This is a genomic window from Curtobacterium uvaldense, assembly GCF_028307415.1.
Classification (GTDB): domain Bacteria; phylum Actinomycetota; class Actinomycetes; order Actinomycetales; family Microbacteriaceae; genus Curtobacterium.
In genome coordinates this window covers 53,532-72,065 of sequence record NZ_JAQMHU010000014.1, presented here as the reverse complement: position 1 = coordinate 72,065, position 18,534 = coordinate 53,532, and the positions used below count along the sequence as shown (strand labels likewise).

Annotated in this window: 19 protein-coding genes; 12 read left to right on the top strand and 7 right to left on the bottom strand. The window is 72.1% G+C overall.

Annotated elements, in window-relative coordinates:
* Positions 1-7: 7 nt before the first annotated feature.
* Complete coding sequence (locus PIJ49_RS09975; protein ID WP_271826497.1) at positions 8-1,060, bottom strand: M4 family metallopeptidase; 1,053 nt, start codon at positions 1,058-1,060, stop codon at positions 8-10.
* Positions 1,061-1,144: 84 nt separating this feature from the next.
* The gene (locus tag PIJ49_RS09970) at positions 1,145-2,245 is read right to left on the bottom strand and encodes a glycoside hydrolase family 6 protein (RefSeq protein WP_081984748.1); all 1,101 of its coding nucleotides are present in this window, start codon (positions 2,243-2,245) and stop codon (positions 1,145-1,147) included.
* 103 nt (positions 2,246-2,348) lie between these two features.
* On the opposite strand from PIJ49_RS09970, the gene PIJ49_RS09965 reads away from it, so the two are divergent.
* From PIJ49_RS09965 to PIJ49_RS09955, 3 genes are all read left to right on the top strand, one after another.
* Entirely contained in the window at positions 2,349-2,795 is a 447-nt protein-coding gene (locus tag PIJ49_RS09965) for a VanZ family protein (RefSeq protein ID WP_066653249.1), read from the top strand.
* A gap of 100 nt (positions 2,796-2,895) precedes the next feature.
* Positions 2,896-3,165, top strand: coding sequence for a 30S ribosomal protein S15 (gene rpsO, locus PIJ49_RS09960; protein WP_058742593.1), 270 nt, complete (start codon positions 2,896-2,898; stop codon positions 3,163-3,165).
* Positions 3,166-3,319: 154 nt separating this feature from the next.
* Positions 3,320-3,940 carry a CE1759 family FMN reductase gene (locus tag PIJ49_RS09955; protein ID WP_066653250.1) on the top strand — a complete coding sequence of 207 codons (621 nt, stop codon included), beginning with the start codon at positions 3,320-3,322 and terminating at the stop codon, positions 3,938-3,940.
* 27 nt (positions 3,941-3,967) lie between these two features.
* On the opposite strand, the gene PIJ49_RS09950 is transcribed toward PIJ49_RS09955, so the two are convergent.
* Positions 3,968-5,179 carry a coiled-coil domain-containing protein gene (locus PIJ49_RS09950; protein ID WP_271826496.1) on the bottom strand — a complete coding sequence of 404 codons (1,212 nt, stop codon included), beginning with the start codon at positions 5,177-5,179 and terminating at the stop codon, positions 3,968-3,970.
* 306 nt (positions 5,180-5,485) lie between these two features.
* Here PIJ49_RS09950 and PIJ49_RS09945 point away from each other — a divergent pair, with 306 nt between their 5' ends.
* A complete protein-coding gene (locus PIJ49_RS09945) occupies positions 5,486-7,759 on the top strand; it encodes a polyribonucleotide nucleotidyltransferase (protein ID WP_066653253.1) in 2,274 nt (757 codons plus the stop codon).
* Positions 7,760-7,840: 81 nt separating this feature from the next.
* Here PIJ49_RS09945 and PIJ49_RS09940 read toward each other — a convergent pair whose 3' ends face one another.
* Positions 7,841-8,368, bottom strand: coding sequence for a YbhB/YbcL family Raf kinase inhibitor-like protein (locus PIJ49_RS09940; RefSeq protein ID WP_066653256.1), 528 nt, complete (start codon positions 8,366-8,368; stop codon positions 7,841-7,843).
* Positions 8,369-8,492: 124 nt separating this feature from the next.
* Entirely contained in the window at positions 8,493-9,140 is a 648-nt protein-coding gene (locus PIJ49_RS09935) for a TetR/AcrR family transcriptional regulator (protein ID WP_066653259.1), read from the bottom strand.
* A gap of 245 nt (positions 9,141-9,385) precedes the next feature.
* Between PIJ49_RS09935 and PIJ49_RS09930 the strand changes: the two genes are divergently transcribed.
* Together PIJ49_RS09930 and PIJ49_RS09925 are read left to right on the top strand one after the other, a co-directional pair.
* Entirely contained in the window at positions 9,386-10,720 is a 1,335-nt protein-coding gene (locus PIJ49_RS09930; protein ID WP_251160862.1) for a M16 family metallopeptidase, read from the top strand.
* Positions 10,721-10,725: 5 nt separating this feature from the next.
* Entirely contained in the window at positions 10,726-11,328 is a 603-nt protein-coding gene (locus tag PIJ49_RS09925) for a histidine phosphatase family protein (protein ID WP_066657952.1), read from the top strand.
* 50 nt (positions 11,329-11,378) lie between these two features.
* Here the strand turns inward: PIJ49_RS09925 and PIJ49_RS09920 are convergent, their stop codons facing one another.
* Positions 11,379-11,888, bottom strand: a complete 510-nt coding sequence (locus PIJ49_RS09920) for a GNAT family N-acetyltransferase (protein ID WP_271826495.1) — start codon at positions 11,886-11,888, stop codon at positions 11,379-11,381.
* 22 nt (positions 11,889-11,910) lie between these two features.
* Here PIJ49_RS09920 and PIJ49_RS09915 point away from each other — a divergent pair, with 22 nt between their 5' ends.
* Together PIJ49_RS09915 and PIJ49_RS09910 are read left to right on the top strand one after the other, a co-directional pair.
* Complete coding sequence (locus PIJ49_RS09915) at positions 11,911-12,663, top strand: 4-hydroxy-tetrahydrodipicolinate reductase (protein ID WP_271826494.1); 753 nt, start codon at positions 11,911-11,913, stop codon at positions 12,661-12,663.
* Positions 12,660-13,127 (top strand): tetratricopeptide repeat protein, encoded by a 468-nt coding sequence (locus tag PIJ49_RS09910; RefSeq protein WP_442781439.1) that lies wholly within the window; start codon positions 12,660-12,662, stop codon positions 13,125-13,127. The genes PIJ49_RS09915 and PIJ49_RS09910 overlap by 4 nt, the downstream gene beginning before the upstream one ends.
* 74 nt (positions 13,128-13,201) lie before the next feature.
* On the opposite strand, the gene PIJ49_RS09905 is transcribed toward PIJ49_RS09910, so the two are convergent.
* Positions 13,202-14,113 (bottom strand): TIGR01777 family oxidoreductase, encoded by a 912-nt coding sequence (locus PIJ49_RS09905; protein WP_251154820.1) that lies wholly within the window; start codon positions 14,111-14,113, stop codon positions 13,202-13,204.
* Positions 14,114-14,191: 78 nt separating this feature from the next.
* On the opposite strand from PIJ49_RS09905, the gene PIJ49_RS09900 reads away from it, so the two are divergent.
* From PIJ49_RS09900 to PIJ49_RS09885, 4 genes are all read left to right on the top strand, one after another.
* A complete protein-coding gene (locus PIJ49_RS09900; RefSeq protein WP_251154821.1) occupies positions 14,192-15,016 on the top strand; it encodes a thymidylate synthase in 825 nt (274 codons plus the stop codon).
* A complete protein-coding gene (locus PIJ49_RS09895; protein WP_271826493.1) occupies positions 15,016-15,522 on the top strand; it encodes a dihydrofolate reductase in 507 nt (168 codons plus the stop codon). The genes PIJ49_RS09900 and PIJ49_RS09895 overlap by 1 nt, the downstream gene beginning before the upstream one ends.
* Positions 15,523-15,824: 302 nt before the next feature.
* Positions 15,825-16,802 (top strand): 4-hydroxy-tetrahydrodipicolinate synthase, encoded by a 978-nt coding sequence (gene dapA / locus PIJ49_RS09890; protein WP_271826492.1) that lies wholly within the window; start codon positions 15,825-15,827, stop codon positions 16,800-16,802.
* A 48-nt stretch (positions 16,803-16,850) separates the two neighbouring features.
* Positions 16,851-18,527 (top strand): ribonuclease J, encoded by a 1,677-nt coding sequence (locus PIJ49_RS09885; RefSeq protein WP_271826491.1) that lies wholly within the window; start codon positions 16,851-16,853, stop codon positions 18,525-18,527.
* Positions 18,528-18,534: the final 7 nt, after the last annotated feature.

The window sequence follows — 18,534 nt, the reverse complement described above, 5'->3', positions numbered from 1 at the left end:
TACGCCGTCACGGACCGGTGAGCACGCCGACGCTCCGCCAGGCGTCCTCGACCGCGGCGTGCTCCGTCGAGCCCTGCCCGAAGCGTGCCGCGGCGGCGTCGACCGTGACCCGTGCGAAGCCGGCGAAGTCGATGTCCTCGGTCGTCTCGGGCGACGTCAGGGCGTCCCACCAGACGGCTCCCGCGCCCTCCCACGCGTACCCGCCGATGGTGGTCGCGGCGAGGAAGAACGCGTGGTTCGGGATGCCCGAGTTCAGGTGCACGCCGCCGGAGTCCTCGGTGGTCTCGACGTAGTCGGCCATGGTCGCCGGCTGCGGGTCCTTCCCGAGCACCGGGTCGTCGTAGGCGGTCCCCGGGGCCCGCATCGACCGCAGGGCCACCCCGTGCACGGCGTCGGTGAAGAGCCCCTCGCCGATGAGCCACGTCGCCTGGTCGGCGGTCTGCCCCGCGGCGTACTGCGCGACGAGCGAGCCGAAGACGTCGCTGACCGACTCGTTCAGCGCGCCCGACTGCCCCTGGTACGTCAGGTCGGCGGTGTACTGGGTCACGCCGTGGGCCAGCTCGTGGCCGATGACGTCGATCGCGACCGTGAAGCGCCGGAACACCTCGTCGTCACCGTCGCCGAACACCATGCGCCGCCCGTCCCAGTAGGCGTTGTCGTAGTCCTGCCCGTAGTGCACCGTGGCGTCGAGCGGGAGCCCGGCGCCGTCGATCGACACCCGGCCGAACACGTCGAGCCAGAACGCGTGCGTCGCGCCGAGTCCGGCGTACGCCTCGTCGACCGCGGCGTCACCGGAGTCGGGGTCGCCCTCGCGCCGGACGACCGTGCCGGGCAGGGTGGTCGTGCCGCGCGCGTCGGCGACGGTGCGCTGCGGCGATCGGTCGACCGTGCCGCTGATGCCCTGCGGTCGGACGCGGTGCTCGTGCTTCGGAGCGGTGACGACGTCCATCTCGGCGAGCGCGGTCCGTGCCGCCGAGGCCGCGCGGGGGTGCTCCGACGCGGCGGCGACGGCGCGCAGCAGGTACGGCGGGACGACGGAGTGGCGGCGGGTGGCGGTCATGGCGCCATGGAACCACCGACGACCGACGACGGTGCTGCCCGGTCCGGAGCGGCTGGCCGGCTGCGGCTGCGGGGGCCCGGCGGGTCAGTCGCGCTGGCGGTGCTCCACCAGCGCCAGGGCGTACGACTCCCACCACTGCCCGGCCGCCGGTCCGCCGTTGCAGGTGCCGTCGCTGAGCCCGGGCGTCTTCACCCAGAGCAGGGCGTCGAGCCGGGTGGACCCCGCCGTGACGTGCGGTGCCTGTCCGAGTCCCGCACCCTCGGGGTTGCACCAGGTGCCGCGCCAGCCCTGCCCGTTCCGCGAGACGTCGATCACGAAGTGCGGGTCGCCACCGATCGCGTCCGCCAACCGGTCGGCGTACGCGCGTTCCGTGTCCACCCGGTAGAAGTTCGAGACGTTCGTCGCGAAGCCCTGCGTCCGGTCGACCCCGGCCGCCCGCAGCCACCGTGCCATCTCGGTGACGGGGACCCGGTCCTCGTTGCCGCCGTCGAGGTACACCGTCAACCCGTGTCCGGCGAGCTCGTCCACGGCGCGGTCCAGCAGTCGCAGGCGCTCCCGACCGAGGCGCTCGCAGACGTGGATCTGCGCGATCGAGTCCGGTTCGACGAGCACGACCGCGTGCGAGCCGGCCATCGCCCGGACGGCCGACCGCACCCACGGCAGGTAGGCGTCCTCGGCGGTGCCGCCGGCGGAGTAGCTGCCGCAGTCGCGGTCCGGGATCGCGTAGAGGACGAAGACGGGCGTGCGGTGCTGCTGCTCGGCGCCCCGGACCACCCGCCGGACGACCTGTCGGGTGACGGACTCGGAGGGGTTCGTCAGCCAGGTCGCGACGGGCTGGTCCGCGATGACGTCGATCTGCTCGGCGGTCGCGCGTTCGCCGTCCGCTCGGGCCTCGGCGGCTCGGCGCGCAGCCTGTCCGTCCTGGTCCGGCTGGTGGGCCAGGCCGCCCGGGAACGCGGCCGCGGCCGACTCGCGCTCCGCGATCGCCCGGCCCGGCTCGACACCGTTGCTCCTCGTCGTCGTCGCGCCGGGGGTGCCGGTGCCGTCCGGACCGTCGTCGGACCCCGACACCGTGGAGAGGACGAGCCCGCCCACGGCCACGGCGACGACCGCTCCGACGGCGAGCACCGCCCACTGTCGTCGTCCGCTGCCCCTGGTGCGGCCGCGCGTCCCCTGCTCCGGCATGCGTCCATGCTGGCAGCAGGCCACAGCGTCGTGCCAGGGTGGCCCGGCGTCTGCCCAGGTGGGGCGCGGCCGGCTGCCAGGAGCCGGCAGCGATACTGACCGGATGTTCCGGAAGCTCCTGCTGCTCGCCCTCACCGCCGGCTACGCCTGGGTGATCTGGCGGATGACCCTCACGCCGCGGGTCTTCACGCATGCGCAGGACGAGCTCGTGCTGCACGTGATCGGTTGGCTGCAGCAGCTGCCGCACGGTGCCTGGTTCACCTACGACCGGGTCGAGTTCCTCGCGAACATCGGGATGTTCGTCCCCGTCGGGATGATCGCGGCGCTGTGGCTGCCGCGTCGCTGGTGGCTGCTGGGCGCCGTGGTCGCGGTCGTCCTGTCGGTCGGGATCGAGCTCGCGCAGGCCCGCTTCCTGCCGTACCGGGTCGCGGATCCGCGGGACGTGCTGTCGAACGGTCTCGGCGGGCTGCTCGGTGCCACCCTCGTCGGGCTCGTCCGGAGCCTGCTGCCGGTGCCGCGACGGCAGCGGCTGCGCGCCCGCCCTGCCTGATCTCTGGTAGTCTCGTCCGGTTGCCGTCGAACGGCCGCGGACAAAGAGCGCCCATGCATCAGGCATGAGCACCGCGCAACGGACAGGAAGGGGATCATCCATGGCACTTGACGCGAAGGTCAAGCAGGAGATCATCGAAGAGTACGCGACCCACCCGGGCGACACCGGATCCCCCGAGGTCCAGGTCGCCGTTCTGACGCGTCGCATCAACGACCTGAACGAGCACCTCAAGGAGCACAAGCACGACCACCACTCGCGTCGTGGTCTGCTGCTCATGGTCGGTCAGCGTCGCCGTCTCCTCGGGTACCTCTCCGACGTCGACATCAGCCGCTACCGTGCGCTCATCGAGCGCCTCGGCCTGCGTCGCTAGTCGACTCGCAGACACTGCGTGACCGAACGCCCCGGTCCTCCTCGTGAGGACCGGGGCGTTCCTCGTCCCCGGCCGGCCACGACCGGGAATGGTTGCGCCCCGGTCACGGTTCGGTACGATGTTCATGCAAACGCATCGAAAGTCGGGAACTGTCATGACCACCATCGCCGTCGTCTCCGCCGGGCTCTCCGAGCCCAGCTCCACCCGCCTGCTCGCGGATCGGCTCGCCGCGTCCGCGGTCACCGCCGTCTCGGCCGACCAGCCGGGAGGCACGGTGGACGTCCGTCACGTCGAGCTGCGTCCGATCGCCCACGAGATCGTCGACGCGATGCTCACCGGGTTCGCCGCACCGGGCCTGGCCGCCGCTCAGCGCACCGTGCTCGAGGCAGACGCGCTCGTCTTCGTCACCCCGGTCTTCACCGCGGGGATGAGCGGTCTGGCGAAGTCGTTCCTCGACGTGCTCGACAAGGACGGCGTGACCGACCTGCCGGTGCTGCTCGCGGCGACCGGGGGCACCGCACGGCACTCGCTCGCGATCGACCACGCCCTCCGCCCGGTGTTCGCGTACCTGCGCGCCGCCGTCGTACCGACCGGTGTCTTCGCCGCGACCGACGACTGGGGGAGCGAGGCGGACTCCGCCGCGCTGGACGCACGCATCCGCCGGGCCGGGGTCGACCTGGCCTGGGCGATCCGCGCCTCCCGGCGGACGCCGCAGCAGGAGACGCTCGCCGCGCCGACCGACTTCGCGTCCCTGCTCGGTGGCCTCGGCCACTGACCCGCGGTACCGGACGGTGTCGGCCGGTCAGTACCAGTGCGGGTTGACGCTCATCTCGTGGTTCCACGCCGCGCAGGGCGAGCCGTAGGCGTCGTGGATGTACGCCAGCCCCCAGTTGACCTGGGTGGCGGCGTTCGTCCGCCAGTCCGCCCCGGCGACCGCCATCTTGCTCGCGGGCAGTGACTGGGGGATGCCGTACGCACCGCTCGAGGCATTGAGGGCGTTGGCCCGCCAGCCCGACTCCTGGTTCCAGAGGGAGACCAGGCACGAGAACTGGTCGCCGCCCCAGCCGTAGGCGCCGATCGCACTGCGGGCGTACGCCTGCGCACCGGCCGGGTCGACCGTGACGCCGCCCGTGCTCGGGTAGGACGTGTCGGTCCCGCCGCTGGTCGCGACCGGCGCCGGGGCCGAGGGGGCGGTTGCCGCCGCCGCGCGCTGGGCTGCGGCGGCTCGCTCGCGCGCCCGCTGCTGCGCGGCCTTCTGTGCGGCGACCTGCACGCCGAGCTCGTACCGCTGCTCGGTCGTGGCGGTGGTGTCCTTCAGGGTGGCCAGCTGCGCGTAGAGCTCGTCGCTGTGCTGCTGGGTGTCGGCGACGGCCCGCTCGGCGGCGTCGGAGGCCGTCCGGGCCGTGGCGGACCGTTCCTCGGCGGCGGCGGCGAGGGTGCTCCGCTCGGACTCGGCGCGCTCGGCCTGGTCGTGCAGCGACTCCGCCGTGCGGCCGGCGACCGAGGCGTCCTCGAGGACGCCCTCCCACGTGCTCGAGAGCTGGTCGACGGCGCCGAGCTGGTAGAGCAGCTGGTCCGGGTCGTCCGTGGTGGCGATGCGCGTGGTCATCGCGTTCTGGCTGCCGTCCCGGTACAGGGTCGCGGCGAGCTGCCCCGCACGGTCCTGCGCCTGGGTGGCGGTGCGCTCGGCGGTGTCGGCCTGGGACCGGAGCGCCGTGGCGGTCTGCGTCGCCGACGCGAGGTCCGCCTCGGCACGGTCGGCGGCCTCGGAGGCGTCGAGGGCGGTCTGCGACTTCGCCGCGGCGTCGGCCTGCACGGACCGCAGTGCCGCCTGCACCTTCGTCGCCTCTGCGGCCGCGGCCTGCTCGTCCCCCTTCGCGCGCTGCACGTCCTGCCACGTGGGGTACTCCGTCGTCGACGCGCTCGCGGGCAGGGCGGTGACGACCGGTGCGACGAGCGCGCCCACGACCACGGCGGCCGCGACGAGCACGCGCCGGGGAGGGCTGGTGCGCATGTCGGCAGGCTACCGGGGACACGCCCGTTCGCCAGGAGCAACACCCGCCGGGTGCCTGAGGACTGGTAAAGTCCTCATCGTCCGGGGACCGTTCTCCGGACGTCACGCTCCGGACGTCACAATCGCGGAGCTGGCACACAACACTGCGCAGACCGGGCACGGAGCTGGTCATCGGTGGTGGCTCGCGGGCCGTTCGGAGTCCCGAGTGCTTCTACTGCTGGCCAGACATGCGCCCCGACCCCTCGGCGCGCACGCACCACGAGTGCCGTCGCCCAGGTCTGCCGAACACGTCAAGGAGGCACCCTTTTGGAGGGTCCCGAGATCAAGTTCGCCGAAGCCGTCATCGACAACGGCAAGTTCGGCAAGCGCGTCGTCCGGTTCGAGACCGGCCGCCTCGCACAGCAGGCCCAGGGCGCGGTCGCCGCGTACCTCGACGAGGAGACCATGCTCCTCTCGGCCACCAGCGCCGGCAAGCACCCGCGTGAGGGCTTCGACTTCTTCCCGCTGACGGTCGACGTCGAGGAGCGCTCGTACGCCGCCGGCAAGATCCCCGGTTCGTTCTTCCGTCGCGAAGGCCGTCCGAGCACCGAGGCGATCCTCGTCTGCCGTCTCATCGACCGGCCGCTGCGCCCGTCGTTCGTCGACGGCCTGCGCAACGAGGTCCAGATCGTCATCACCGTCCTGAGCATCGCGCCGGACGAGTTCTACGACGCGCTCGCGATCAACGCGGCGTCCGCGTCGACGCAGATCTCCGGTCTGCCGTTCTCGGGCCCGATCGCCGGTGTGCGCCTCGCGCTCATCGGTGACCAGTGGGTCGCGTTCCCGAAGGCCTCGCAGCTCGAGGAAGCGGTCTTCGACCTCACCGTCGCCGGCCGTGTCGTCACCGACGACCAGGGCAACGAGGACGTCGCGATCATGATGGTCGAGGCGGAGGCGACCGAGCACGCCTGGGGCCTCATCCAGGGCGGCGCCACCAAGCCCGACGAGGCGATCGTCGCGCAGGGCCTCGAGGCGGCCAAGCCGTTCCTCAAGGTCCTCGTCGAGGCGCAGGCGAAGATGGCCGCACAGTCGGCCAAGGAGATCCAGGACTACCCGGTCTTCCCGCCGTACGCCCCCGAGGTCTACTCCGCCGTCGAGGCCCTCGCCCTCGACGAGCTCAAGGACGTCTACCAGATCGCCGGCAAGCTCGAGCGTCAGGACAAGGACGACGCCCTGAAGGCCCGCGTCAAGGAGGCCGTCGCCGCCAAGGTCGAGGCCGGGGAGCTCCCCGAGTCCGCCAACGGCCAGGTCAGCGGAGCGTACAAGTCGGTCACGAAGAAGGTCGTCCGCGGCCGCATCCTGACCGAGCAGGTCCGCATGGACGGTCGCGGCCTCGCCGACATCCGTCCGCTCGACGCCGAGGTCGCCGTGATCCCGCGCGTCCACGGCTCGGCGATCTTCCAGCGCGGCGAGACGCAGATCCTCGGCGTCACCACGCTGAACATGCTCAAGATGGAGCAGCAGATCGACTCGCTGTCGCCCGTCACGAAGAAGCGCTACCTGCACCACTACAACTTCCCGCCGTACTCGACGGGTGAGACCGGTCGCGTCGGTTCGCCGAAGCGTCGCGAGATCGGGCACGGCTTCCTCGCCGAGCGCGCCCTCGTGCCGGTGCTGCCGTCGCGCGAGGAGTTCCCCTACGCCATCCGTCAGGTGTCCGAGGCCCTCGGCTCCAACGGTTCGACGTCGATGGGCTCCGTCTGCGCCTCGACCCTGTCGCTCCTCAACGCCGGTGTGCCGCTGCGCGCGCCGGTCGCGGGCATCGCGATGGGCCTCGTCTCCGACACCGTCGACGGCCAGACCCGCTACGCGGCGCTGACCGACATCCTCGGTGCCGAGGACGCCCTCGGCGACATGGACTTCAAGGTCGCCGGTACCTCCGAGTTCGTCACCGCCATCCAGCTCGACACGAAGCTCGACGGCATCCCGTCGTCGGTCCTCGACGCCGCGCTGAAGCAGGCCAAGGAGGCCCGCTCGGCCATCCTCGGTGTGCTCACCGAGGCGATCGACGCCCCCGACGAGATGGCGGACACCGCTCCGCGCGTCATCTCGGTGCAGATCCCCGTCGACAAGATCGGCGAGCTGATCGGCCCGAAGGGCAAGACGATCAACGGGATCCAGGACGAGACCGGCGCCGACATCTCGATCGAGGACGACGGCACCGTCTACATCGGCGCCGTCGACGGCCCGTCGGCCGAGGCCGCCCGTGCGCAGGTCAACGCCATCGCGAACCCGACGAACCCGGAGATCGGGGACCAGTTCCTCGGCACGGTCGTCAAGATCGCGACGTTCGGTGCCTTCGTGTCGCTGCTCCCGGGCCGCGACGGTCTGCTCCACGTCTCCGAGGTCCGCAAGCTCGCCGGTGGCAAGCGCGTGGAGAACGTCGAGGACGTGCTCGGCGTCGGCCAGAAGGTCCTGGTCGAGGTCACCAAGGTGGACGACCGCGGCAAGCTCTCGCTCGCGCCGGTCGTCGCCGACGAGGTGGACACCGAGGGCCGCGAGGGCCACGAGAAGCACACCGAGGACAACGCCGAGGGTTGATCCCTCGCGCCTCGCGCTGCTGACACGACGACGGCCGCCGCTCCTGCTGGAGCTGCGGCCGTCGCCGTGTCCCGGGCGGCGTCAGGAAGCGGGGGTCTCCTGTGTGCCGGTGAGCTGCGCGCGGCCGAGCAGGTGCTCGCGGAGCAGGAAGCCGACGACCGCCGGCGTGGCGTCGGCGGGGGCCTCGAGCACCGGCACGTCGAGGGCACTGACGGTGAAGACGTAGCGGTGCGGACCGTGGCCGGCGGGCGGGGCGGCACCGAGGAAGGTGTCCGTGCCGTACTCGTTGCGACGCCGCAGCGCCTCGGCGGGCAGCAGCGCGTCGTCGGTGCCGGCGCCCTGCGGGAGCGACGTGGTCGAGGCCGGGACGTCCGTCAGGCTCCAGTGCCAGAAGCCCGAGCCGGTCGGCGCGTCGGGGTCGTACACGGTGAGCACGTAGCTCTGCGTGCCGTCGGGGGCGCCGGACCACTCGAGCGCGGGGGAGCGGTCCTCACCACCGGCGTCGGAGCCGCGTGCCCAGTCGGGCAGTGCGCCACCGTCGCTGAAGTCGGGGCTGGTCAGGGTGAACGAGGGGACCTCGGGGAGGTTCCAGTTGGGGTCGTTGGCCATGCGTCCAGCCAACACCCGCGTCCTGTCCCGTGGATGGGACGGACGGGAGGCGCGGGACGGCGCCGCCACGTGCCTCCCGGCCGTCCGCTGCCCACCCGGGAGGCGTCGGACGCGCCCGTCCCGGTCAGCGCGTGATGACGCGCTCGACGACCCGCCCGAGCGCGGCGGTGGCCGCGATGGCGTCGCCGGCGTACGCACCGGCCATGACGCCGTCGCGCGCGAGCATGAGCTCATCGGCGCCGTCGCCCGGCATCGGGTGTCCGGCGCGCTGCAGCAGCGCGAAGAGCTGTTCCGTGTACCAGTCGCGGTGCGCGGCGACGACCTGGCGGACCGGGTCGCGGGGATCGTGGTACTCGGCAGCGGCGTTGAGGAAGGCGCAGCCGCGGAAGTCCGGTCGGCCGACGTCGTCCGAGACGGCGGAGACCCAGGCGCGGACGGCCTCGACCGGGGAGGCTGCCTCCTCGACCAGGCGCGCGAAGGCCTGCTGCACCCGCTCGTCCTGCGCCCGGATGTAGGCCAGGATCAGGTTGTCCTTCGACCCGTAGTGCTTGTAGAACGTCGCCTTCGTGACGCTCGCCTCGGAGATCAGGCGGTCGACGCCGACGCCGCGGATGCCCTCTTCGTAGAAGAGTCTCGACGCGGTCTCGAGGATGCGGACCTTCGCGCCGCCGGAGCGGGGAGCCGGGGGGACGCTCGACCCGTCCGGCGACGCGAGGTTCGTGCTCGGGCCGGGGAGACGCTGGACGGCCGGTTGGGGGGAATCGACCGTCACAGCGCTGCTCCTCGGACTCATCGGCTCCGCGGGGGAGTGGGGGGACTCCGCCGCGCAGGACTGATGTCCCGAGCCACCGGGTCGGAATCTAGGGGGGCTTCCGACCCGATGTGACGACTGTACCACAGTGAGGACAGACAGACGAGTCTTTCTATCCTCCTCGAATGTACCCCAGTTCGAGGCACGCGCCGCGAGCCTGTGGAATCTGGATGATCGGCCCCGCCGGGTCAGTAGGCTCTCCTGCGATGAACCAGCCAGTGCCGTTGCCGCTCGAGGCCCAGGACACGTCCTTCCTGACGTCCGGTGGTGCCTTCGTCCGTCGATCCGTGCTGCCGTCCGGTGTCCGGGTCCTCACCGAGTCGGTGCCGGGGGCGAGCTCCACGAGCCTCGGCTTCTGGGTCGGTGTCGGGTCCCGTGACGAGCGCGAAGGGCAGTTCGGGTCCACGCACTTCCTCGAGCACCTGCTCTTCAAGGGCACCGGTCGACGCAGCGCACTCGACATCGCCATCGCGTTCGACTCCGTGGGCGGTGAGCACAACGCCGCGACCGCCAAGGAGTACACCTGCTACTACGCGCGGGTCCGGGACACCGACGTCCCGATGGCGGTCGAGGTGATCGGCGACATGGTCACCGGCTCGGTGCTCGACGCGGACGCCTTCGCCGTCGAGCGCGGCGTCATCCTCGAGGAGCTGGCGATGGCCGCCGACGACCCGGCGGACGTCGCGGGCGAGGCCTTCTTCGCCGCTGCCTTCGACGGGCACCCCCTCGGCCGTCCGATCGGCGGGACACCCGAGAGCATCCGTGCCGTCGGGCGCGACGAGGTCCTCGACCACTACCGGGAGCACTACGCACCGAACGGCATCGTCGTCACCGCCGCTGGTGCCGTCGACCACGACCGCTTCCGCGAACTCGTCGAGCGCGTCTTCCGCGACGCCCCGCGGGCCTCGCCGCTCGCCCGGCGCTCTCCGCAGCCCGTCGCCGACCCGGCGGTGCCGCGCCTCGCCGTCGCGCACCGGCCGACCGAGCAGGTCAGCATGCTCCGTGGTTCGCAGGGGCTGGACCTCCGCGACGAACGCCGCCCGGTGCTCAGCGTGCTGAACGCCGTGCTCGGCGGGGGCATGAGCTCGCGCCTCTTCCAGGAGGTCCGCGAGCGCCGCGGACTCGCCTACGCCGTGTCCTCCTTCGCCCCGGCCTACCTCGACAACGGCGCCTTCGGCGTCTACGCCGGCTGTGCCCCGGACAACGTCGCCGGCGTGGTCGAGATCATCGACGCCGAGTTCGCGCGGATGGTCGACGACGGCATCACCGAGGACGAGCTCCGCCGCGCCAAGGGCCAGATCGAGGGAGCCCTGACGCTCTCGCTCGAGGACTCCGACGCCCGGATGACCCGCCTCGGCCGGTCCGAACTGGGCACGGGGGAGTTCACCGACCTCGGCACCGCGCTGCAGCGGGTCGACCGGGTCACCGCCGGCGACGTGCTCGACCTGGCGCGCGACCTGCTCACCCGACCCACGATCACCTCGGTGGTGGGAGCCGTGCAGCGGGACGAACTCGCCGCGGCCATCGGCGTCGAGGGGTGACGGACGTGTCGCACTACCTGTACCTCGTCCGGCACGGCGAACACCAGGACGCCGAGCACGGACTCCGCGACGGCAAGCTCTCCGAACGCGGCAAGCGCCAGGCAGTGCTCGTCGCCGACCGCCTCGGCGGGGTGCCCTTCGACGGCGTGTACCACTCGCCGCTCGACGCCCCGAGCGAGACGGCTGCGTACCTCGCGCAGCGGTTGCCCTCGATCCAGCCGGAGCCCTCGACGTTGCTCTTCGACTGCATCCCGTCGGGACCGACGCCGGACATGCCGCACGCGTACCAGGGCTGGTACGGCGGCGTGACGGAAGAGGAGATCGTCGCCGGGCAGGCCCAGATGGGCGACGCCGTCGCCGAGTGGTTCACCCCGGCGCGCGAGGACCGCCACGACCTGCTCATCACGCACAACGCCGTGATCGGCTGGTTCGTCCGCGAGGCCTTCCAGGCACCGGAGTGGCGCTGGATGGGCACCAACGTGGCGCACACGGCACTCACCATCATCCGGATCCGCTCCGCGAAGCCGGCCGAGGTGGTCACCCTCAACGACCTGGCCCACCTGCCGGTGGAGCTCCGCACGGGTCTGCCGGTCGAACAACCCGTCTAGCGGCCCGCCACCCAGCGCGCCACGGGGCCGGCCGGGAGGCACGACACCGGTCAGCGCACCGGCTTGCGGTACCAGGCGGTCGCGTTGGGGTTCTCGTTGAACGCCGCGGTGCGCTCGTACCCGCGGCTCCGGTACATCGCACCCGCGGCGACGAGCGAGTCGTTCGTGTCGAGGACGACGCTCGTCGCGCCGAGGTCCCGCGCGGCGCCCTCCAGTGCGTCCATCACCGCGGTCGCCACGCCCCGACCCCGTCCGGCGGGGGAGACGTAGACGTGCTTCACCTCGAACCGTGCGTCGTCGTCCGGCGTGGCATCGCCGTCCGCACGGGCGGCGATCCGTCGCAGGCCGCCGCACCCGATCGGGAGCGCCCCGTCCTCGTCGACCTCGTACGCGACCACGAACACGCCGTTCGGCGCCGTGAACTCGACGGCCGGGGTGCGCTTCCGCGAGTACGAGCCCTGCGCACTCGGGAAGGTCGCCTCGCGCTCGTCGAGGTAGGCGTCGAGCAGCGAGTCGACCTCGGGTGCGTCGGCGGGGACGGACCTGACCTGGAGCGGCATGCGTCGATCCTAGGATGGAGCCATGGTCACTCCCGTCGCCGTCGTCGGCGCCACCGGTCGTCTCGGGGGCCTGGTGGCCTCCGTCGTGGAGTCGCTCGACGGCTTCGAGCTCGTCGCGTCGCTGTCCTCGAAGGACGCCGTGCACGAGGCACCGCCGTCGGCGTTCGGCGGAGCAGCCGTCGTGGTGGACGTCACCGTCCCGGCGCTGAGCCCCGCGATCGTCGACCACGCCCTGGCGAGCGGCGCGAACGTCCTCGTCGGGACCTCCGGCTGGTCGCTCGACCGCCTCGCGACGCTCCGCTCCGGGCTCGAGGCGCGGCCCGACCAGGGTGTGCTCGTCGTCCCGAACTTCTCGATCGGGTCGGTGCTCGCCACGCACCTCGCCACGATCGCCGCGCCGTGGTTCCCGTCCGTCGAGATCGTCGAGACGCACCACGCGGGCAAGATCGACAGCCCGTCGGGCACCGCCGTCCGGACCGCCGAGCTCATCGCGGACGCCCGTCGCGAGGTCGGCCCCGTCGACGCCCCGCACGTCGACCAGCGTGCCCGCGGGCAGCAGGTGGCGAGCGTCCCGATCCACTCCCTGCGCCTGCCGGGTGTGAAGGCGGTGCAGGACGTGCTGCTGAGCGGCCCCGGTGAGACCGTCACGATCCGCCACGACACGAACGACGACGTGGCCTACGTCGCAGGCGTCCGCGCGGCGCTGTCCGCCGTGGTCGGTGCCCGCGGCCTGGCCGTCGGGCTCGGCAGCGTCCTCGGCATCGGCCAGCCGTGACGTCGACCTGGCGGTCCCTCCGCTCCCCGTTCTGGGGTGCGGCGCTGATGACCCTGCTGCTCGCGCTCTACATCGGGCTCGTCGGTCAGCGTGCGGTCGCGTTCGTGGCGACCGGGCAGCCGATCGGCATCGGCATCGGCGTCGCGCTGTTCGTCGTCGCGGCGATCGGCGCGCTGCTGCTCGTGCTCGAGGTCCGCTTCGGGCTGCGCATCACACGGCTCGGCGCGCGGCTCGAGCGCGAGGGCGCGACCCCGGACGACGTCGTCCCCGTCCGCCCGTCGGGGCGCCCCACGCGCGAGGCAGCCGACGAGCTGTTCCCGCGGTACCGGGACGCCGTCGAGGCCGACCCCGAGGACTGGCGCGGCTGGTACCGACTGGGCATCGTCTACGACGCCGCCGGTGACCGCAAGCGCGCGCGAGCGGCGATGCGGACCGCACTGGTGAAGGCGGCGGCGACCCGCTGACGGACGGGAGGCCCGTGGCGGTGTCCGCCACGGGCCTCCCGTCCGCCAGTCGTCGGGTCGTTCCGGTCGTCGGGTCAGAAGGCCGCGTCGACCGCGTCCTCGGCGTGCTCGTACCGGAACCGGTAGCCGGACCCGGTGAGCTTGCGCGGCACCATGCGCTGGCTCGAGAGCAGCATCTCGTCGGCGGCCTCGCGGAGCAGCGTGCGCAGGGCGAAGGCCGGTACGCTGAACAGGTACGGGCGGTGCAGGTCCTCGGCGACGCGGCGGGTGATGCGGTTCGACACCGCGGCCTCCGGTCCGGCGAGGTTGACGGGGCCGCGCACGTCGGCGGCCTCCGGGCTGGTGGCGAGGTGCACGATCGCGCCGACCTCGTCCTCGAGCGCGATCCACGGCCAGAACTGGCCACCGGTGCCGAGCTTGCCGCCCAGTCCCGCCTTGGTGAGCGGTACGAGGGGTGCGAGTGCGCCGCCGCCCTGCCCGACCACGATGCCGGTGCGGAGCAGGACGACGCGGACGCCCTCGGGGGCTGCGGTCGCGGCGGCCTCCCACTGCGTGCAGACGTCGGCGAGGAAGCCCCGGCCGGCCTCGGCGTCGTCGTCGAGGACGTCCACGGGACGGTCGCCGTACACGCCCGAGGCCGAGCCGGACAGGAAGAGCGCCGGAGGGTTCGTCGCGTGGCGCATCGCCTCGACGAGGGTCTCGGTGGCCTGCACGCGCGAGTCGAGGATCTCCCGCTTGTACGACTCGGTCCAGGGCAGCCTGCCGATGTTCGCGCCGGCGAGGTTGATCACGACGTCCGCGCCGTCGAGCACCGCCGGGTCGAGCGGTCGCGTGCCGGGGGACCAGCGGAACGCGCTCGCGGTGCGGGGTTCGCTGCGGGTCAGCGTCGTGACGTGGTGTCCGGCCTCGCGCAGGGCGCGGACGAGGGGGGTCCCGATGAAGCCGGACGCACCGGCGACGAGGATCGAGATCGGCTGGGTCGACATGCGGCCCACGGTACTCAGCGAGCCCCGGGTTCTCCTCGTGGACGGAGGCTCGCCGTGTCGTGGACGTAGGCTCTCCGTGTGAGCGAGACCGTGCAGCCCGATCCCACCGTCCCCACTCCCTACGAAGACCTGCTGCGCCGGGTGCTCGAGGAGGGTGCGCCGAAGGGCGACCGCACCGGCACCGGCACGCGCAGCATCTTCGGCGCGCAGCTCCGGTACGACCTGTCGCAGGGCTTCCCGCTGGTCACGACCAAGCGCGTGCACTTCAAGTCCGTCGCCTACGAGCTGCTCTGGTTCCTGCGCGGCGACGGCAACGCCCGGTGGCTGCAGGAGCACGGCGTGCGCATCTGGAACGAGTGGGCGGACGAGGACGGCGACCTCGGCCCGGTCTACGGCGTGCAGTGGCGCTCGTGGCCGACCCCGTCGGGGGAGCACGTCGACCAGATCGCCCAGGTGATCGAGCAGATCCGGACGAACCCGGACTCCCGTCGTCTCATCGTCTCGGCCTGGAACGTCGCCGACGTGCCGGAGATGGCGCTCGCCCCCTGCCACGCGTTCTTCCAGTTCTCCGTGGTCGACGGCAAGCTCTCGTGCCAGCTGTACCAGCGGAGCGCGGACATGTTCCTCGGCGTGCCGTTCAACATCGCGTCCTACGCGCTGCTCACGCACATGATCGCCGCGCAGACCGGGCTCGAGGTCGGCGACTTCGTGTGGACCGGCGGCGACTGCCACGTGTACGACAACCACGTCGAGCAGGTCCGCGAGCAGCTCTCCCGCACGGCGTACCCGTACCCGACGCTCGAGATCGCTCCGCGCGACTCGATCGACGACTACGTGTACGAGGACTTCACGGTCGTCGACTACGAGCACCACCCGGCGATCAAGGCCGCGGTCGCCGTCTGATGGCCTGGACCGAGCCCGTCCGCGGTGTCGGCATGGTCTGGGCGCGCACCGCGTCCGGCGTGATCGGCGCCGACGGCGGCATCCCGTGGCACGTCCCGGAGGACCTCGCGCACTTCCGGCAGGTCACCGGCGACGCCGTGGTCGTGATGGGGCGGCGCACCTGGGACTCACTGCCGCCGCGGTTCCGACCACTGCCGGGGCGTCGGAACGTCGTGCTGACGCGGGACACCTCGTGGTCGGCCGAGGGCGCCGAGGTCGTGCACGACCTGGCGACCGCACTCGACACCGACGAGACCGTGTGGGTGATCGGCGGGGGAGCCGTCTACGCCGACGCCCTGCCCTTCGCCGACCGGGTGTCCGAGACGATCGTCGACCGGGACGTACCGGGAGACACCCGCGCGCCGGCGCTCGACGACGCGTGGGAGCTCGTCGACGAGGGCCCGTGGCAGGAGTCGCGCGTCGACGCCACCCGCTACCGCTTCCGGGAGTGGCGCCGCCGCGCGTAGCGCCCGCGGTGCCCGCGGTGCCCGCGATGCCCGCGGCCGGCACGCGCCGGCGCGACGTGCTCGCGCACAACACGAAGCACGTCGCGCCACGCAATCCCCTGGCGCGACGTGCTTCCGGTTGTGCACCGCGCCAGCGCGCGGCGTCCACCCGCCGGGCCGCGAGTCGCCGCACGGAGCCGCGCCGCGCCTCCCGGCCGCAGCCGAGCCGCGCCGGAACCGGCCGCGGCGTCGCACCGTCCGCGAGCCGCGCACCGTCCGACCGGACGGCGGTGCCGTCGCGCATCCCCGGTACGCTGGAGGGCGTGTCCCCGCGTGAGAATCCCTTCGGTCAGGTCCTCGTCGCCCTCGTGACGCCGTTGACGGCCGACGGCGAGGTCGACTGGCCCGGCGTCGAGCAGCACATCGACGACTGCATCACGGCCGGCGCCGACGGCATCGTCGTCACCGGCACCACCGGCGAGACGAGCACGCTGACCGACCCGGAGAAGCTCCGCCTGGTCGAGGTCGGCAAGTCCGTCGCCGCGGGCCGCGCGAAGATCATCACGGGCGGCGGCTCCAACGAGACCGCGCACGCGATCCACCTCTACAAGCAGAGCGAGAAGGCCGGCGCCGACGGCGTGATGATCGTCACGCCGTACTACAACAAGCCGACCCAGGCGGGCGTCCTCACCCACTTCCGGATGATCGCCGACGCCACCGACCTGCCGGTGATCCTGTACGACATCCCGGGCCGCACGGGCATCCCGATCACGTACGAGACCATCGTGCGGGCGTCACACCACCCGAACATCCTCGCCGTGAAGGACGCCAAGGGCGACTTCGCCGAGGTCTCCCGGGTGCTCAACAACACCGACCTCATGTACTTCTCGGGCGACGACACGAACGTGCTCCCGCACCTGTCGATCGGCGCCACCGGGCTGATCGGCGTCACGGCGAACATCACGAGCACGCCGTACCGCACGATCGTCGACGCCGTGAACCGCGGCGACCTGGCGACCGCCACCGCGGAGCACAAGCGCGTCGAACCGCTCGTCCGTGCGATCATGACCCACGTCCCCGGGACCGTCGCGGCGAAGTACGTGCTCCACGGCCTCGGCCGGATCGGCAGCCCGCGCGTCCGGCTGCCGCTCGTCGGCCCCGAGGACACCGAGGCCTACGCCATCGAGACCTCCCTCGAAGCGGTCCGGGACATCCCCGGTGCCGACTTCTCGAACTTCCGCCCGGACCGCAACGCGGCGGCCGGCGGCGCACTGCCGAAGGTGCCAGGCACCACACGTTAGGAAAGCACGCGGCGCAGCGGTAGCGCGTCGCACGACAGTCAGGACCGAATGCCCACCCAGATCTCCACACCGCAGCCGCTCGAACCCGGCACCCTCCGCGTGATCCCCGTCGGGGGTCTCGGCGAGATCGGTCGCAACATGACCGTGTACGAGTTCGACGGCAAGCTGCTCGTCGTCGACGCCGGCGTGCTCTTCCCCGAGGAGCACCAGCCGGGCGTCGACCTCATCCTCCCCGACTTCGGGCCGATCCGGGACCGTCTCGACGACGTCCTCGGTGTCGTGCTCACCCACGGGCACGAGGACCACATCGGCGCCGTCCCCTACCTGCTCAAGCTCAAGGGCGACATCCCCCTGATCGGTTCGACGCTGACCCTCGCGCTCGTCGAGGCGAAGCTCAAGGAACACCGGATCAAGCCCTACACGCTCGTCGTGCAGGAGGACCAGACCGAGCAGCTCGGTCCGTTCCACCTCGAGTTCGTCGCCGTGAACCACTCCATCCCGGACGCCCTCGCCGTCGCGATCACGACCCCCGCCGGGCGCGTGCTGCACACCGGTGACTTCAAGATGGACCAGCTCCCGCTGGACGACCGGATCACCGACCTCCGTGCCTTCGCCCGCCTGGGCGAGCAGGGCGTCGACCTGTTCCTGCCGGACTCGACCAACGCCGACGTCCCCGGGTTCACCGCGCCCGAGCGTGACATCGGACCGGTGCTCGAGAACGTCATCTCCCGCGCCCGCAAGAAGGTCGTCGTCGCGAGCTTCTCGTCGCACGTCCACCGCGTGCAGCAGGTCCTCGACGCCGCCGCCGCGACCAACCGCAAGGTCGCGTTCATGGGGCGGTCGATGATCCGCAACATGACCATCGCCGCCGAGCTCGGCTACCTCCGGGTGCCGGACGACGTGCTCATCGACACGAAGAAGGCGAAGAACGTCCCGGACGACCAGATCGTCTACATGTCGACGGGGTCGCAGGGCGAGCCGATGGCCGTCCTCGCGCGCATGGCGAACCTCGAGCACCAGATCGAGATCGGCGAGGGCGACACCGTCATCCTCGCGTCGAGCCTCATCCCGGGCAACGAGAACGCCGTCTACCGGGTCATCGACGGGCTGACGAAGCTCGGCGCGAAGGTGGTCCACAAGGGCAACGCGAAGGTGCACGTCTCCGGCCACGCGTCGGCCGGCGAGCTCCTCTACTGCTACAACATCCTGCGCCCGCGCAACGTGCTGCCCGTGCACGGCGAGCACCGCCACCTGTACGCGAACGCCGACCTGGCGATCCAGACGGGTGTGCCGCCGCGCAACGTCATCCTCGGCCAGGACGGCATCGTCGTCGACCTCAAGGACGGCGTCGCGAGCGTCGCCGGACAGCTCGACATCGGCTACGTCTACGTCGACGGATCGACCGTGGGCGAGATCACCGACGCCGACCTCAAGGACCGTCGGGTCCTGGCGGAGGAGGGCTTCATCTCGATCTTCTGCGCCGTGGACTTCACGACGGGGCAGTGCGTGGTCGGCCCGGAGATCCAGTCGCGCGGCTTCGCCGAGGACGACTCCGTCTTCGACGACGTCCGTCCGCAGATCGCGAAGGCGCTCGCCGACGCGGCGGGCAACGGCACACGGGACGCGCACGCCTTCCAGCAGGTCGTCCGCCGCACCGTCGGCCGCTGGGTGAACACGAAGCACCGCCGCCGCCCGATGATCGTCCCGGTGGTCATCGAGGCGTAGGCAGACG